This is a genomic window from Actinoplanes sichuanensis, from assembly GCF_033097365.1.
GTDB classification, from domain to species: Bacteria; Actinomycetota; Actinomycetes; order Mycobacteriales; family Micromonosporaceae; genus Actinoplanes; species Actinoplanes sichuanensis.
The window spans coordinates 7,337,203-7,353,104 of the sequence record NZ_AP028461.1 but is presented as its reverse complement, the minus strand read 5'-3'; the positions used below and the strand labels follow the sequence as shown (position 1 = coordinate 7,353,104).

Below are 15,902 nucleotides of genomic sequence, written 5' to 3'. Positions count from 1 at the left end.
TCGGGTCAGGCCATGCCGGCGATGGCTGTCCGGAGGCGGGCCAGGTCCCGGCGGCGCTGTTCCATGGTGGTGGCGATACCGACCAGGAGCAGACCACCGATCGCGAGCGGCGCCCAGCGCGGCACCAGATCCCAGAACTGGATCAGTTCGTGCAGCGCGACGAGCAGCAGCGTCGCGCCGCCGGTGACCACCGGGGCCTGCAGACGGGCCCGGGCGCCGACGACCAGCACCACCAGCGCACCCACCCCGAGGAGGAGCCGCCGCAGGTATTGCGGTTCGTCGGCGGTGGTGTTCGCGATGACGGCGAGGGTGGGCAGGAACGCGGCGGCCAGCGCGGCGCCGTAGGCGCTCCAGGACGGCAGTTCGGGCCGGTTCCGGCGGGCGAACCAGCCGGCGGCGAGGGCCAGGGCGGCGGCCGGAAGCGTGTAGATCTCGGTGGTCTCGACGTCTCGTGAGGTCAGCAGCAGCCACCAGCCGACGAGCGCCACCGAGCCGGCGGCCATCCCGTACCCGAACCGGCGGGTCTCACCGGGCCGCAACGCCCGGACGGTGAGCACCAGCGCCCACAGTTTGCACACCAGCGCCGCCCACCCGAGGTCGTCCCCGGTGAGGAGCACCGCCACCAGCGCCGACCCGTGCCCGACGACCAGCGGAGCCCAGGCCTCGGCGGGCCGACGCCCGGCGAGGAGCCATTCCAGGCCGATCACCGCGGCCGCCGCGGTGAGGACGAGGAGCGGCGGTCCGGCGAGGCCGAGGTCGGCGAGATCGGCGATGGTGTACGCGACGACCACCACCGAAACGGACCCGGCGAGCCAGCCGGCGACCCGGTCGAACTCAGCCCGCCCGTGGACACCGGCGACCAGCCCGGTCACCAGGACGAGAGTGAAGGCGGCGACGGTCGCCCCGTGCCCCGCCGCCGACCCGGCCACCCCGGCCGCGGCGAGTGCCCCGAAGAGCACCGCGAGCAGGTTCCCCACCGTGTGCCGGCCCGGCGCCAGCGCCACCGCGAGCAGCCCGCCCAGCCCGGTGACCAGCCCGGCGATCGGAACCGCGGGCCAGGCCAGGCCGCCGGCCGCGAAAATGAGCGGCACCAGCACCGCGACGAACGGCAGAGCCGCACAGGCCGCCACCACCCGCGCCGAAGCCGGAACGCCGGCCGGGACCGGATTCTCGTCGACGTCCGAAGCCGTACCCGATGCCGAAGCCGCGGCCCGGACCGGTTCCGGGCCGTCGGGGAGTGGCTCGCCAGGTCCGGAGTGGGTGGTCGCGGAGTCCGAAGTGGTCGCCCCGACCGGCGCGAAAGCCATCACGAGCGACCCCGTCCGGGCGAGCAGCCGGCCACCGGTGGAGGCCGCCAGCCCGGCGGCGGCGAGGGCGGCGACGTTCGACCAGGCGACCGGCGACTGCTGCGGTGGAAGCCCGGACCAGACGTCCCGGAGGGCGGTCCAGGGTTCGAGGAGCACGACGGCCAGGTCCGTGGCGGTGACCGCGAGCAGTGCCAGCCCGGGCAGCACCGCGGCGACGGCACCGGCCGCGGTGCGGGCGTCGGGTAGCGGCAGCAGCGTGACGATCAGCAGGAGCGCCGCCGCCGAGTAGAGCACCGCGGGGTCCGAGCCGGGCGCCGCCCAGGCCGGTGCGAAGCCGACCACCACGAGCGCGACCCCGAGCGCCTGCCGGCCGTACACCGGAATCCGCCGGTGCACCGCATGCGCGACGAGACAGAGCAGTGCCGCCACGCCGAGCGTCACCCGGACCCGCCAGGTGACCGGAACCTCCGCCGCGAACAGCACCAGCCACACCGTCGCCGGGGCGGCCAGGAGCCCGGCGACCATCGCTCCGGCCCCCACATCGGTCTTCCGGGAGGAGTCGCGCAACGCGAGAGCGACGCCGACACCGAGCACGGTGATCAGCCCGGACACGGCGGCGATGACATTCGCGCTCCCGACCCCGGTGAGAATCGCATGCGTGGCCCCGGCCAGGCAGAACACGACCCGGTATCCGACATCGGTCGGCGTGTGGGCCCGCGCGGCGAGACCCAGCGCGACCACGGCGACGACGAGCCCGGCCACCGTGGCGGTCCACCACGCCAACCCGAAGGCGGCCGGAACGATCAACCCGACCACCGCGAGGGCGGTGAGGCCCAGGTTCGCGAGGGTCCGGCGAGGCAGCATCAGCGCGTACGCGACAGCGGTCACCGAAGCGGCGACCAGCAGATCGGTGCCCGGCCCGTCGACGCCCCGGTCGAGCGGGGCCTCGAAGACCGGCCGGGCCGCCTGCACGCTGCGGACACCCCCGGCGGCCGCGGCCAGCAGCACCGTTGCGGCGGGAGCCGCCGCGACGAGAAGCGCCCCGATCCAGGCCCCGAACCCGACCTCACCACGGACCCACCGCCGCAGCCCGGAAACCCCCGGCGAGTCGCCGAAATGTCTGGAAGGTCCGGAAGAAAGGGGCGAGACCGGCAAGCCGGAGGAACCCGAGACGGATCGGGCCCCAGTCGAGACCTCCGAAGGCGCCGCGGAGGTGAGCGGGCCGGGATCGGCGGAGGGCGAGGTCGTGGAGGAAGGCGCCGCGGAGGTGAGCCGGGCGGCATCGGTGGAGGGGGAACCCGCGGCCGACGGTGGCGCAGGAGGCGCGGGCGCGAGGGTGGAGGCTGGGGCGATCAGGGGCCGGGTGCGGGGCAGCAGGGCGGTCACCGCGGCGAGGACGAGGGCGACGGCCGCGAGGCGGCCGGCCTGCCATCCGGAGTCGTGGAAGTCGATCGGCAGCGTCCAGGCCCAGCGTGTCCCCGCGACCCCCGCGACGACGACCACGAGACCCGCCGCGACGGCTTGAGCGAACGGCTTCCGGATCATCAACGCCCAGACCAGCAGCAGGATGAACGGCAGGAGGAGCGCGACCCCGGCGACCGCGGCCGCGCCGGGCCGGTCGGTGGAGGCCAGATCGCGGAGGGCGACGCACGCGCCCACCCCGCCGGTGACGACGGCGCAGACGGATGCGAGCCCGCCGAACCCGCCGACCGTGAACCGGGCGGCCCGCAGCCGCAGGGCCGCGAGGTCGAGCGCGGCCGTGCCGGTGAAGGCCGCCGACCACCAGACGAGACCGACATCGCCGGCCGCGGCCAGCAGCGGAAGCACCGGCTGCCCCATCAGCAGGGCGGCGATCCGCGGTCCACGGAGCTTCGTCAGAGACGAGTACCCGACCGCGACGGCCGAGGTGAACGCGAGCACCGCGGCCGCGTACCCCCACGGGTCGAGGAGCCGTACCCACAGGAAGTCGACCGCCCACGCCGCATAACCGTCGAGAAGGATCATCAGCAGGCCGACGGCGGCGAGGGTTTCGGCGGCGGCCGTGAGGCCGCGCCGGACCGCGAACGGCGGCACCGCGAGCACCGCGACGGTGGCCCCGGTGAGCAACAGCGCCCGACCGGTGACGCCGACCTGCGCCCACGCCACGGCGGTGAACACGGCGGCCGCCACCACGAGCAGCAGCCCGCCGATGATGAACAGGACGTTCTGCACGGTGAGTGTGCTGAGCCGGGGTTCGACCGGGGGAGCGGACGCGATCGGGGCGAGGACGGCGACCGGAACCGGCGCCGGGGCGGGCCCTCGACCGGCGACCACCCGGGCCGCGGTCTGGTTGCGGACGGCGCGGGTGTCGTGCAGCTTCCGGTCGAGGGCGGTGACCTGAGCGCGAGCGTCGTGCAGCTGCCGGGTCAGCTCGGCGATCTCGGCGTCCAGTCGGATGACCTCGGCGGCGTCCGGGTCGGGTCCGGCGCCGCAGGCCGGGCATCCGTCGGGGAGGGACGCGGCGGCGCCGCATCGAGGGCAGGGATACGAGGTGGTCACGGCCGTCCCGGGCGGAAGTGCGAGCAGGGACCGCCAGCTTTGCGCACCGATGCAAATCCGGGTAGACGTTTCCCGCCCGTTAACAATGTTGCTCCAGGTCTTCACTAACCGAATGGCATTCGATTAACGTGGCGCCACTTCGGATGAGGAGGCCCGCGTGGCGGAGCAAGCTCGACTCAAGACCGGTGCGCTCGGCGCTGCCGGAATCACGTTTCTCGTGGTCGCGGCCGCGGCCCCGCTGACCGTCATGACCGGGGTGGCGCCGCTCGCGGTGTCGATCGGGGGCATCGGGGCGCCGGTCGGCTATCTGCTCGCCGGTCTCGTCCTGACCGTCTTCGCGGTCGGTTTCACGGCGATGACCCGGCACACGCGTGGCGCGGGGGCCTTCTACTCGTACATCACCCTGGGTCTCGGCCGCCCGTTGGGCGCCGCCGCCGGCCTGCTCGCCGTGCTCTCCTACAACGCCCTGCAGATCGGGGTGTACGGCCTGCTCGGCGTGCAGTTCGCGGGCGCCTGGACGCGGTTCACCGGAACCGGGGCACCCTGGTGGATCTTCACGGCGATCGGCATCGCCGGTGTCTGGGCGCTCGGTCGCCGTGGCATCGACGTCGGCGCCAAGGTGATCGGCACCCTGCTGATCGCCGAGACCGCGATCCTGGCCCTGCTCGTCGCCGGTGTCCTGACGAAGGGGCAGCTGACCGCCGGTACGTTCACCCCGAGCGCCGTGACCAGCCCGGGCATGCTCGCCATCCTCGGTTTCTGCTTCGCCGCGTTCATGGGTTTCGAGTCGACCGCCCTCTACCGCGGTGAGGCGCGCCGTCCGGACCGCTCGATCCCCCGGGCCACCTACGCCTCGGTCGCCTTCCTCGGCCTCTTCTACTGCCTGGTGGTGTGGGCGATCGTGCAGGCGTTCGGTGACGAGCGGGTGGTCGAGGCGGCCGGCACCGACCCGACCGGGCTGTTCTTCACCGCGATGGACACCTTCGTCGGGGCGTGGGCCAGCGACCTGATGTACGTCCTGGTGCTGACCAGTGTCCTCGCCTCCCAGTTGGCCTTCCACAACGCCATCAACCGGTACGCCTTCTCACTCGCCCACGACGGGCTGCTCCCGGCCGCGTTCGGCCGTACCCATCCGCGATTCCTGTCCCCGGCGGCGGCCGGTGCCGCGCAGACGATCCTCGCGGCGGTCGTGGTGGCCGGTTTCGCGCTGGCCGGCGCCGACCCGTACCTCCAGCTGCTCCTGCTGGTCAACACGCCCGGCGCGATCGGCGTGGTGACCCTGCAGGCGCTCACCTCGGCCGCCGTCCTGGCGTACTTCCTGCGTCGCCGGGGCGTCTCCGGCTCCCGGGTCGCGATCGCCGCCGGCGGGCTCGCACTGATCCTGCTGAGCGTCGTGCTGTACCTGCTCATCGACAACATCGCCCTGCTCACCGGGGCCGCCTTCGGCGCCAACGCGGCGCTGGTGGCGGTGGTCCCGGCGATCCTCGCGGCGGGCGTCGCCTGGGCCTTCAAGATCAAGATCAAGAGTCCGTCATCGTACGGGCGAATCGGCGGCGAAGAGGTGCGGGCGATGAACCCCGGCCCGTCCGCGGCGGTACTCGACAACGAGAACCGCCACACGGAGGAGACCCACGCGTGAGCGCCGCCGATCTGATCCTGACGGCCGACCGGATCCACACCCTGGCCGGTGACTCCTCGCCCGCCCCGACCGCGATCGCACTGTCCGGCGGCGTGATCACCGCGCTCGGCGACCGTACCGACGTCCGTTTCTGGCGCGGCCCGCACACCGAAGTCGTCGACCTGGGCGACGCCACCGTCACCCCGGGCCTGGTGGACGGGCACTTCCACCCGGTGATGGGTATCGGCCTCACCCGTGGCGTGGATCTGTCGTCCGTCCGTACCGTCGAAGGGTTGACAGCGGCCTTGCGCGCCGCGGACGTGGCGCCGGGCGGATGGCTGGAGGGCTGGGGTCTCGATCCGAACGCCTTCGAGGGCGCCCCGATCACCCACGCGCCGCTGGTCGAGGCCGTCGGCCCGGACGTCCCGGTGTTCCTGCTGCTCTTCGACGCGCACTCGGCCCTGGTCAGCCCGAAGGCGCTGGCGATGGCCGGGATCGACGGGCCGCGCGGGTTCGCCTCCGGCGCGAGCGTGGTCTGCGACGCCGACCGCGTCCCGACCGGGCACCTGCTCGAACTGGAGGCCCTCGACCTGGTCCGCACCCTGCTGCCGGACGACGCCCCGGCCGAACGCCGGGCCCGCCTGACCGACCTGCTGCGGCGGATGGCGGCGTGCGGGTTGACCGCGGCCGACGCGATGGACTTCGAAGCCGACTCGCTCGAACTGTTCCGTGCCCTGGAGGACGACGGTGAGCTGCCGGTCCGCTGGCGGTTCGCGCCGTTCGTGATGCCCGGGACCGGGCGCGACGGGCTGGACGCGGTGATCGCCCAGCAGCGGCTGTCCGGCCGTCGCTGGCAGGTGCAGGGCGCCAAGTTCATGATCGACGGCACGATCGACGGCGGCACCGCCTGGCTCGACGAACCGGACAGCCACGGCGAGTCCACGGCCTGCTTCTGGCCCGACCCGCGTGACTACACGGCGGCCGCCTCGCTGCTGGCGGCCCACGGTGTCCCGCTGGTCACGCACGCCATCGGCGACGCCGGAATCAGGTACGTGCTGGACACCTACGCCGAACTCGCCGCCACCCGGGTCCCGCACCGGGTCGAACATCTGGAGACCATGCCGTCCGAGCTGATCGGCCGGTTCGCCGAACTGGACGTGACCGCGAGCATGCAACCCACCCACTGCACCAGCTACACCCGCGCCGACCACACCGACAACTGGTCCAGCCGCCTCGGCAAACGCCGGGCCGACCGCGCGTTCCGGGCCCGTGACCTGCGTGACCGTGGCGCCCGCCTGGCCCTCGGCTCGGACTGGCCGATCGCGCCGTTCGACCCGCGCGCGATCCTGGCCGCGGCCCGACTGCGCCGCCCGGCGGGGGAGCCGGACGTCGAACCGGTCCTGCCCGAGCAGGCGCTGACCGCCCGGATGGCGCTGGAGGGTTACACGAGCTCGGCCGCCGCGGCCGCCGGTCTGTCCCGGTCGTCCGGCCGGCTGCTCCCGGGCTACCGCGCCGACCTGACGGTCTTCGCCCTCGACCCGCTGACCACCGGCCCCGACGAACTGGCCGAGTCCCCGATCCCGCTGACCGTCGTCGCCGGAACCATCGCCCACCGCACCGGATAGCCGGGACGGGCGCCCAGTAGGTTCGGTACCGTGCCCCGACCTGTCGCCCCGCTGCTCTCCCGGGAGCAGATCGCTTCGGCCGCCCTCGACCTGATCGACGAGACCGGCACGTTCACGCTGCCCGGCCTGGCCCGGCGGCTCGGCGTGAGCGCCTCATCGATCTACCACCACTTCCCGGGCGGCCGGGAGGCGATCATCGAGGCGATCCGCGGCCATCTCACGGCCGGTCCGGCGCCCGCGACCGGCACCGACTGGCAGACGTACGCCCGGGAATGGGCCCGCGAATACCGCCGAGCCTTCGCCCGGCACCCGAAGGTCGTGCCGATGCTCACCGCGCAGACCGTCAGCGACCCGCGCACCCTGGCGACCTACGAGGCCCTGGCCCGGGTGCTCCGGGACGCCGGTTTCCACGAGGAGGAACTGCTCCACGCGGTGACGATCCTGGACTGCTTCATCCTGGGTTCGGCTCTGGACGCGGCCGCCCCGCTGGACGTCTGGGCCGCCTCGGACGATCCGGAGTCGGCTCTCGGCGCCGCGATCCGGACCGCGAGCCCCGAGCCGGAGAGACGTTCCGAGCGCTCCTTCGAGATCGGCCTGCGCGTCCTGCTGACCGGTCTGGCCGATCTCCGCACCTGACCGGGTCTTCTCAGCCGGGCGGGTCCTGGACGGCTGCCCTGATCCGGGCAGCCTGCTCCAGCTGCATCGTGCGGCCCAGTTCCAGGAAGCCGGTGACCAGGCGTAACTCCTCGACGGTGTAGCGGGTCAGCAGGCGGTGCCCGGCCTCGGCGATCGGACCGTAGAGCCGGTCGACCACCTCGACGGTCTCCGCGGTGACGGTGACGACCGCCCGGCGACGGTCCTCCGGGTCGGTGTCACGGCGCAGATGACCGGCCGCGACCAGCCGTTGGATGGCCGCCGTGGTGGCGGCCGGGCTGAGCCGGGCGGCTCCGGCGAGAGCACCCGCGGTCATCGCTCCGGCCGCTTCGACCAGCCCGAGAATCCGCAGGTCGGTGCGGTTGACCCCGAGCACCCCGGCGGCCGCCTCGTCGACCTCGTCGGTGGCCGCTCCGAAGCCTGCGGCGGCGTCGGCGGCGGCCTCCAGCGGGGTGCGTTCACCCGGCGGCCCGGCGGGCCGGCGACCGGTCAGAGATTGTTTCGACACTCGAAGGAATATACCGTACGGTTGGCGAAAAGCTTCGATCGTCGAAAGGTTTTCCGATGGCCACCGCTCTGCGCCTGCCCGGCTGGCTGCCCGCCGCCAATCGGGTGGTCCGGGTCCTCAACCGGCTCGGGCTCCGTCTCGGCACCGTGCACGTGCTCACCGTCCCGGGGCGCCGCTCCGGCCGGCCCCGCCCCACGCCCGTCTCGCCATTGACCGTCGACGGCCGTCGCTACGTCGTGGCCGGGCTCCCCGACGGCGACTGGGCCCGCAACGTGCGCGCGGCCGGCCAGGGCGAACTCGCCTCCGGCCGTCGCCTGGCCCGGGTCCGGCTGGCCGAGATCACCGATCCGGGGGAGCGGCGGGCGGTGGTGCGCGCGTTTCCGGCCGAGGTTCCGCACGGGGTGCCGTTCTTCGTCCGGATCGGCCTGGTCGCCACCGGGACCGCGGACGAATTCGCGGCCGCCGCCGACCGGGTGGCCGTCTTCGAAATCCTCACTATTCCGACCTAGTGGACAAATGATCTCTAGCCTGTAAGAATGGCGCTCTCAACCAGCAGAAAACTCACGTTCCCCGCCGTTCTCGCTGTTTCCGCCGGGCTCGGCCTGACCTCGATCGGCGCCCTGCCCACCCCGGCACTCGCCGCGACATCCGTGATCGCGGGCGTGCCCAAACCGCCCGACCGGCAGAAGCAGCTGGAGAAGGCACTGATCACCGAGAAGGACGTGCCGGCCGGCTACCTCAAGCAGGACACCGGCGGGTTCGCCGAGATCATCGCCGAAATGCTCCTGGCCCAAGACCCGGAGACCAACCCGTGCGAAGCGGCCGGCAGCGTCTCGTCCCTGTCGGCGACCGGTCCGGCCGTCGGCGCGGGCGACCCGGTACCGACGATCCCACCCGGGACCACGCCGGCCACATCCGCCCCGTCGGCCCCGGAACCGATCAAGGCCAGCCCGCCCCCGCCGCCCGTGGTCGAACCGGACACCGCCGTCCCGCCGACCGCCAGCGCCGTCTTCGTCCACGACAAGACCGGCGCCGTCGCACTCGAACTGCTGTCGGCGGTCGGTGACGACGCGGCCGCGGCGACGGTCGACCAGGTCCAGGAGATCCTGGACGAGTGCCCGCAGATCGAGGTCGAAAGCTTCAAGATCACGACAAAGCCGCTGTCCTGGAATCCGTCCCTCGGCGACGAATCGATCACCGCCACCCTGGACCTGCAGGCGCGCTTCTTCGGCATCGACATCTCGGCCCACTTGGCGTTCGCGCAGGTCGCATACCGCGACGTCGCCCTGTCGGTGGCCTTGATCGGCGCCGACGACCCGAAGGACCGCGAACTCAAGAAGATCACCCGAACCGCCGTCCGCAAACTGGTCACCACGTCCGGCATCCACACCGCCGGCTGAACCCCGAAACCCCGAAGGACACCCCGCACCGGGGACGCTCGGCAACAACGGTGGGGCTCTCCCCGCTGTCTCAGAGGCCTTGAGGCGGCGGGGAGAGCCTCACCGCATTTCGGGCCGCCGCCCACCCGGCCGGTCTCGCCCACGTCCGCTCGCCGCGCCTTTCGTCCCTTGCTGTGGCGCCCCGCGTTGGGCCTGCCGCGTCATGTCGTCCTTCTCGCTTCGCGGTGTGTCCTCTCCGCGGTGTGCCCTTTGCTTTGCGCTTCCTGCGTTCGTCCGCTTGGGGCATTCTCGGCGTCTCGCCGGGGCTGCCTGTCGCCTGTGCGTCTTGCCTCGCCGGCTGCTCGCCGCTGCTGCATTCGGGTGGCGAGTGATGGCGGCGGCGCGGTGAGTGAGAGGGCGGAGCCGGGGTGCGTGGCTTCTGGAAGGTATCCGTACTAAAACCTTCGGTGACCTGGGCCGATACCAGGCGCGACACGCGAATGTGATCGCTCTCACTTCCACTGTGTTGAATGCCTGCACCGGGGCCTGACACCCTGTGGCCGCTGCCCGGGAGGCGTGGTTCGGCGTCGGTTTTGCGCCAAGATACTGCGCGGCGGTCGATGGGTCGCCGGTTGATCGAGCTGGAGGAGTCCGGGTGGACGGGCGTGACGGCGGGCTGCCTGTGGATCCGGTCTCCGGGGAGCAGCGCAAGCCCTCGCGGGCGGACAGTCTGCGGCTCACCCGCATGCCACAGATCCCGCGGAGCACACCGTTTCCCGGCCAGACAGGTGGTGCGGCGAATCCACCGACTCCCGCCCGATCGGTTCCGCAATCCGACACGGCAAGCCCGCAGCAATCCGAGGAGCCGGATCCGAGGCGGCGGGCTGCGGCGGCAGGTGTGGAGTCGGTCGCCGGGGCTGGGCGCCGACGCCCGTGGGGGTGGATCGTGGCAGGCGCAGCGGTTCTGCTTGCCGTGCCGATCGTCCTGGTCGGCGTCTATCGCAACGTGAACCGGGAGCCCACTGCGGCAGCGGGCCCGCTCGGCTCGGTCGAGTCGGCTCTCGATGCGGCGGCGCCGGGCGCACTCCCATCGGCGCCGGGTGTCCTCCCCACGGTCACGAGTGGCGCGCCCGCAGCGTCCGGCCGGCCGTCGGCCGGGGGACCGTCGGGTGTCCGCCCGTCGGGTGTCGGTGGGCCGTCGGTCAGCGCGTCGACAGCCGGTGCTGCTCCGAAACCGAGCGTCACCGGTAAACCGAACCCGTCCGGGGCGAACCTGGCTCTGCAGGGCACGGCGACGGCCTCGGCGTCCGAAGGTGACCCGTGGCAGCCCGCGAACGCCATCGATGGTGATCCGTCCAGCCGCTGGTCGAGTGGCTTCTCCGACGACCAGTGGATCCGGGTCGACCTGGGCGGCAACTGGCAGATCTCGGAGATCGTCCTGGTTTGGGAGCACGCCTACGGAACCGCGTACCGGGTGGAGACGTCGCGCGACGGCATGGCCTGGACCCGCGCCTACGCGACCACCACTGGGACCGGCGGCACCGTGCGGATCGCCGAGAAGTCGGTCGCTCGATACGTGCGGATGCACGGCACGAAACGGGTCAGCATCTACGGATACTCCCTCCTGGAGTTCGAGATCCGCTGATCACGACCCGCCCACCCTAGCTCGCCGAACGCCAGTCGACACATGTGACCGTCCGTAGTGGAGCGCTGCCCGTCAAGCATCTCCACCCTGCGTGACCATCGATGGGTACCCCATCGAGGGGTGCCCGGAATATTTTTTCGGGCACTTTTCATACGTGCTCTGAGCTGCGGTTTTGGCGCTCCCCGACGAGGCGATTCGGGATGCTTCCGGACGAGAGCATTGAACCCCTCGGCGTCTGTCGCCCGTATGGCCCCCCGACCGACGGCATGGACGTCCAACGACGAGGAGTGATTATGAGGGCGCGCTCGTACCGACGTAACAACCCGGACAACCGGCGGAAGACGATCGGCGCGGTGGTGGTCGCCGGAGTTCTCGTGGTCAGCGGTGTGGCAGGTGTCCAACTCGCCAACGCCAGCACCGACGCGAACAAGGGCGCCCAGGCGAAGGCCGCCGATGTGATCACGGTGAACGGCCAGCAGTTCGACGTCGCCCAGTGCACCGAGCTCCAGATCGACGGCGCAGACGTGATCTGCAACGGCGAGAAGCTCGCCCCCGTCGAGCAGCAGGCTCCCGGTGAGGCGGCCGCGGAGGCGGCGGTCGCGCTGGAGGCGGCATGTGACACGTTCGCCGCCGATGTGGCCGCGGCTGCCGGTGAGGCCGGAGCCGAGGACGCCGCCGGCGCCGCTGAGGAGGCCGCCGAGGACCCGGCCGCCGCCAAGGCCGCGAACCGGGCGCTCGCCAAGAAGTACGTCAAGATCTTGAAGGCCGCCAAGAAGGAGAAGGAGAAGAAGGGCAAGGGCAAGAAGGAGGAGGCTGCCGAGCAGGGTGCCGCCGAGGAGCAGGGCGCGGCCGAGGAGGGTGCCGCCGGTGCCGGTGAGGTGGCCGACGCCGCTGCCGCTGTCACCGCTGCCCAGCAGGCGTTCCTGCAGTCCTGCCTGACCCTGGCCGACGCCAAGGCGGTGGCCGCCGCGGCCGGTGCCGGTGACGCGGGCGCCGAGGAGCAGGGTGCGGCCGAGGAAGGTGCTGCCGAGGAGCAGGGTGCCGCCGGCGAGGGCGCTGCCGAGGAGCAGGGTGCCGCCGGCGAGCAGGGTGCGGCTGAGAAGGCCAACGGCCAGGCGGCGGGCACCAAGCGCGGCTGACCTGGTAATACCCCAAATACCGTGACGGTGGTCCGGGCGACGAGGCGGCGCCCGAACCACCGTCACATTTGTCTGTCCGCAATCGGAACGGGCAGCGGTCGGGAAGGCCGGCCGCGGCGGCGGTCGGGAGATCGGAACGGGCAGCGGTCTGGAGATCGGGTCCGGCGGCGGCCGGGAAGGTCTGACCCGGCGGGCGGTTAGGAAGGCCGGGACCAGCGGCTCCAGCCCGGCGGTCGCGTTTCGGCCGGGTGCCGGGCCTGCCTCGCGTGGATTGCCACGGTTCTTTTCGTAGCCGTACCAAATCCTTGGTTTGGCATCTAAGATTTCAGTTGTGGAGAGCATCGGACGTCACCTGCTGAGAGATGCGGCATATGGGCGGCTGCGCGGCGCGATCGTCGACGGCACGCTCGCGCCCGGGGCCGCGTTGCGGCCGGATGACCTGGCCGAGCGGCTGGGGCTGTCGCGAGCGCCGATCCGGGATGCGATCGCGCGTCTGACCAGCGAGGGGCTCGTCGAGACGAAGCCGCAGAGCTACACCCGGGTGACCGAGGTGGTGGCCAAGGACGTCGAGGACGCGGCGGCGGTGCTCGGGGCGATGCACGATCTCGCGGTGCGCAACGTCGCCGCGACGCTCACCGAGGACCTGGTGGCGGCGATGCGGGCGGCCAATGCCCGGTTCGCCGCCGCCGTCGCCGAGGGCGACGTCGAGGCGGCTCTCGCCGCGGACGACGAGGTGCATGCCATCCCGCTCGCTGCTTACGGCAACGCCGCGGCTTCGGGCACGGTCGACAGATACACCTCTCTGGTACGCCGTGCCGAGCGCCTTCTTTTCACATCACCGCAGGCGGGCCGTTCCGTCCGGCTGCACGACGACCTGATCTCCGCGCTGGCCGCGCACGACGTGGCCCGGGCCACCGCGGTGAACGCCGAGATCTGGAGCCATCTCCATCCGCTGACCGAGGGGCGTTCATGAGCTTGTCCGATTTTCCCCGTCATCCGCTGCTGTTCGGTCCGTCGCCGGTGCATCGGCTCGACCGGCTGACCCGTCACCTGGGCGGCGCCGAGATCTGGGCGAAGCGGGAGGACTGCAACTCCGGCATCGCGTATGGCGGTAACAAGACCCGCAAGCTGGAATACCTGGTGGCGGACGCGATCGCGCAGGGCGCCGACACGCTCGTGTCGATCGGTGGTGTGCAGTCCAACCACACCCGGCAGGTCGCCGCGGTCGCCGCCGCCACCGGCCTCAAGTGCGTGCTCGTGCAGGAGAGCTGGGTCGACTGGCCGGACAGTGTCTACGACAAGGTCGGCAACATTTTGATCAGCCGGCTCGCGGGCGCCGACGTGCGGCTGGTCAAGGCCGGGTTCGGCATCGGGTTCAAGGAGAGCTGGGAGGCCGCGCTGGCCGACGTCGTCGCCTCCGGCGGCACGCCTTACGCGATTCCGGCGGGCGCGTCCGATCACCGTCTCGGCGGGCTGGGGTTCGCCGGTTGGGCGTACGAGGTGATCGCGCAGGAGCAGCAGCTGGGGGTCTTCTTCGACACGGTCATCGTGTGTTCGGTGACCGGAAGCACCCAGGCCGGCATGATCGCCGGGTTCTCGGCCGCCGGTGGGCGCCCACGCCGGGTGGTCGGGATCGACGGTTCGGCCAAGCCCGCCGAGACACGCGAGCAGGTGGCCCGGATCGCCCGGAGCACCGCCGCGCTGATCGGCGCCCGGGAGCTGACCGAGGACGAGATCATTCTCGACGAGCGGTACCACGCCGGGGTCTACGGCATCCCGGATGAGACGACGCTCGACGCGATGCGGCTGGCCGCACGGACCGAGGGCATGGTCACCGACCCGGTCTACGAGGGCAAGTCGATGGCCGGGCTGATCGACATGGTCGAGCGCAGGGAGATCGGGGCCGATTCCAAGGTGCTGTATGCGCATCTCGGCGGGCAGCCGGCGCTCAACGGATACTCCGCGCTGTTCTCCTGATCGCTATCTTTGCGGGATGCCGGTTCGTCATGCGGTTCCCGGGGACGCCGTCGCGCTCGCGAGGGTGCATGTCCACACCTGGCAGGCGGCCTATGCCGGGTTGATCCCGCAGGACTATCTGGATTCGCTCGATCCCGCGCAGCGCGAGCCGGGGTGGCGGCAGTGGCTGGAGGGGATCCGGCCGCCCGGCGCCATCCTGGTCTGGGCTGACGGCACGGCGCCGCCGGTCGGGTTCGTGGCGATCCAGCCCAGCCGTGACCCGGGTGCGGAGGCCGGCGAGATCACCGCGATCTACCTGCTGCCGGCGTATCAGGGGACCGGCGCCGGGCGCGAGTTGATGACGGCGGCGGTCGACCATCTGACCGCGGCCGGGTTTCGCCGGGCGACGCTGTGGGTGCTGGCGACGAACGTCCGGGCGCGGCGGTTCTACGAGGCTGCCGGGTGGCTTCCGGACGGCGCGTCGAAGGTGGACTCGTCGCGGGGGTTTCCGCTGGACGAGGTGCGTTACAGCCGTGGCCTGACGCCTCAGGGCTTGCGGCCGACCGCTCCGTAGATGGCCACCTGCTCGGCCGGTGGGCGCTGGTGGGCCGGGACCTCGGGCAGCCACTCGGAGACCGGGACGATGCCGGGGCCGATCAGGCCCAGACCGGTGAAGAACTCGGCGAACTCGGCGCGGGTGCGCGGATGCGCGTCGGACCGGCCCTGGGCGATCATCTGGCGGGCCACGGCGGCCGTCTCCGGGCTGCTGTAGTCGAGCGTGAAGTTCGACGCGGCCAGGTAACTGCCGGACGGCAGGGCGGCCAGCAACTCTCGGACGACGTCGCGGGCCTGCTCGTGATCGGCGATGAAGTGCAGCACCGCGATCAGGACCAGCGCGACCGGCCGGCCCAGGTCGAGGGTCTCCTTGAGCTGCGGGTGGCCGAGGATGGCGCGCGGATCACGCAGATCGCCCTGCAGATAGCGGGTGGCGCCCTCCGGGTTGCTGGTGAGCAGGGCGCGGGCGTGCACACCGACCATCGGATCGTTGTCGACGTAGACGATCCGGGCGTGCGGAACCCGGCGTTGCGCGACCTCGTGCGTGTTGTCCGCGGTCGGCAGGCCGGTCCCGATGTCGAGGAACTGGTCGACCCGCGCCTCCTCGGCCAGGAAACGCACCGCACGTTGGAGAAACGAGCGATTCTCCCGAGCCGAGAGCCGGACCGTGGGGTGGGCCCGCTCGATCATGTCGCCGGACTCGCGGTCGGCGGCGAAGTTGTCCTTGCCGCCCAGCCAGTAGTTGTAGCGGCGGGCCGGATGCGCCGTCGACGTGTCCAGCCCGGCCGGCACCGTCTCGTCCACCACAGATGCCCCCTGATCCGTGTCGATGTCCCGCGACTTTACCGTAGATCCACTTTGGAGCCGAGGTTTCTTTCTCGTTGCACGCTGATGACTTCCGGCCTACTGTGCCGGTATCCCCTCATTCGACAGTCATCGATTCCCCGATCGAGTGTCGAAGCGCTTCGACATCCCCGA

The 15,902-nt window shown here is 71.9% G+C and carries 13 protein-coding genes; 10 read left to right on the top strand and 3 right to left on the bottom strand.

Annotated features, from left to right (window positions below; translation table 11 throughout):
- Positions 1 to 5 precede the first annotated feature (5 nt).
- Positions 6 to 3,845 carry an SCO7613 C-terminal domain-containing membrane protein gene (locus Q0Z83_RS33885; RefSeq protein ID WP_317787314.1) on the bottom strand — a complete coding sequence of 1,280 codons (3,840 nt, stop codon included), beginning with the start codon at positions 3,843 to 3,845 and terminating at the stop codon, positions 6 to 8.
- 157 nt (positions 3,846 to 4,002) lie between these two features.
- Between Q0Z83_RS33885 and Q0Z83_RS33880 the strand changes: the two genes are divergently transcribed.
- Genes Q0Z83_RS33880 through Q0Z83_RS33870 form a run of 3 tightly spaced genes read left to right on the top strand, consistent with a single transcriptional unit; the run spans position 4,003 to position 7,724 of the window.
- On the top strand, positions 4,003 to 5,484 hold the full coding sequence (locus Q0Z83_RS33880) for an APC family permease (protein ID WP_317787313.1): 1,482 nt from the start codon (positions 4,003 to 4,005) through the stop codon (positions 5,482 to 5,484).
- A complete protein-coding gene (locus Q0Z83_RS33875) occupies positions 5,481 to 7,088 on the top strand; it encodes an amidohydrolase (protein WP_317787312.1) in 1,608 nt (535 codons plus the stop codon). Before Q0Z83_RS33880 ends, Q0Z83_RS33875 begins: the two co-directional genes overlap by 4 nt.
- A 30-nt stretch (positions 7,089 to 7,118) precedes the next feature.
- On the top strand, positions 7,119 to 7,724 hold the full coding sequence (locus Q0Z83_RS33870; RefSeq protein WP_317787311.1) for a TetR/AcrR family transcriptional regulator: 606 nt from the start codon (positions 7,119 to 7,121) through the stop codon (positions 7,722 to 7,724).
- Positions 7,725 to 7,734: 10 nt separating this feature from the next.
- On the opposite strand, the gene Q0Z83_RS33865 is transcribed toward Q0Z83_RS33870, so the two are convergent.
- Entirely contained in the window at positions 7,735 to 8,250 is a 516-nt protein-coding gene (locus Q0Z83_RS33865; protein ID WP_317787310.1) for a MarR family winged helix-turn-helix transcriptional regulator, read from the bottom strand.
- A 56-nt stretch (positions 8,251 to 8,306) separates the two neighbouring features.
- Here Q0Z83_RS33865 and Q0Z83_RS33860 point away from each other — a divergent pair, with 56 nt between their 5' ends.
- The 7 genes from Q0Z83_RS33860 to Q0Z83_RS33830 all read left to right on the top strand — a co-directional run bounded on the left by Q0Z83_RS33860 (position 8,307) and on the right by Q0Z83_RS33830 (position 14,943).
- Positions 8,307 to 8,759, top strand: a complete 453-nt coding sequence (locus tag Q0Z83_RS33860; RefSeq protein WP_317787309.1) for a nitroreductase/quinone reductase family protein — start codon at positions 8,307 to 8,309, stop codon at positions 8,757 to 8,759.
- Positions 8,760 to 8,786: 27 nt separating this feature from the next.
- Complete coding sequence (locus Q0Z83_RS33855; RefSeq protein ID WP_317787308.1) at positions 8,787 to 9,650, top strand: hypothetical protein; 864 nt, start codon at positions 8,787 to 8,789, stop codon at positions 9,648 to 9,650.
- 925 nt (positions 9,651 to 10,575) lie between these two features.
- Complete coding sequence (locus Q0Z83_RS33850; protein ID WP_317787307.1) at positions 10,576 to 11,274, top strand: discoidin domain-containing protein; 699 nt, start codon at positions 10,576 to 10,578, stop codon at positions 11,272 to 11,274.
- A gap of 293 nt (positions 11,275 to 11,567) precedes the next feature.
- Positions 11,568 to 12,413, top strand: coding sequence for a hypothetical protein (locus Q0Z83_RS33845; RefSeq protein ID WP_317787306.1), 846 nt, complete (start codon positions 11,568 to 11,570; stop codon positions 12,411 to 12,413).
- A gap of 331 nt (positions 12,414 to 12,744) precedes the next feature.
- Positions 12,745 to 13,386 (top strand): GntR family transcriptional regulator, encoded by a 642-nt coding sequence (locus Q0Z83_RS33840; protein ID WP_317787305.1) that lies wholly within the window; start codon positions 12,745 to 12,747, stop codon positions 13,384 to 13,386.
- Positions 13,383 to 14,390 carry a 1-aminocyclopropane-1-carboxylate deaminase gene (locus tag Q0Z83_RS33835; protein ID WP_317787304.1) on the top strand — a complete coding sequence of 336 codons (1,008 nt, stop codon included), beginning with the start codon at positions 13,383 to 13,385 and terminating at the stop codon, positions 14,388 to 14,390. The genes Q0Z83_RS33840 and Q0Z83_RS33835 overlap by 4 nt, the downstream gene beginning before the upstream one ends.
- Before the next feature lie 16 nt (positions 14,391 to 14,406).
- On the top strand, positions 14,407 to 14,943 hold the full coding sequence (locus Q0Z83_RS33830; protein WP_317787303.1) for a GNAT family N-acetyltransferase: 537 nt from the start codon (positions 14,407 to 14,409) through the stop codon (positions 14,941 to 14,943).
- On the opposite strand, the gene Q0Z83_RS33825 is transcribed toward Q0Z83_RS33830, so the two are convergent.
- Positions 14,916 to 15,731: an SAM-dependent methyltransferase gene (locus Q0Z83_RS33825; protein WP_317787302.1), complete on the bottom strand. Its 816-nt coding sequence runs from the start codon at positions 15,729 to 15,731 to the stop codon at positions 14,916 to 14,918. The genes Q0Z83_RS33830 and Q0Z83_RS33825 overlap by 28 nt on opposite strands.
- Positions 15,732 to 15,902 lie beyond the last annotated feature (171 nt).

Bases quoted from the DNA above. Each gene is read 5' to 3' on its own strand.
- Q0Z83_RS33860 (WP_317787309.1), top strand. From the start codon at position 8,307: ATGGCCACCGCTCTGCGCCTGCCCGGCTGGCTGCCCGCCGCCAATCGG.
- Q0Z83_RS33835 (WP_317787304.1), top strand. From the start codon at position 13,383: ATGAGCTTGTCCGATTTTCCCCGTCATCCGCTGCTGTTCGGTCCGTCG.
- Q0Z83_RS33845 (WP_317787306.1), top strand. From the start codon at position 11,568: ATGAGGGCGCGCTCGTACCGACGTAACAACCCGGACAACCGGCGGAAG.
- Q0Z83_RS33855 (WP_317787308.1), top strand. From the start codon at position 8,787: ATGGCGCTCTCAACCAGCAGAAAACTCACGTTCCCCGCCGTTCTCGCT.
- Q0Z83_RS33830 (WP_317787303.1), top strand. From the start codon at position 14,407: ATGCCGGTTCGTCATGCGGTTCCCGGGGACGCCGTCGCGCTCGCGAGG.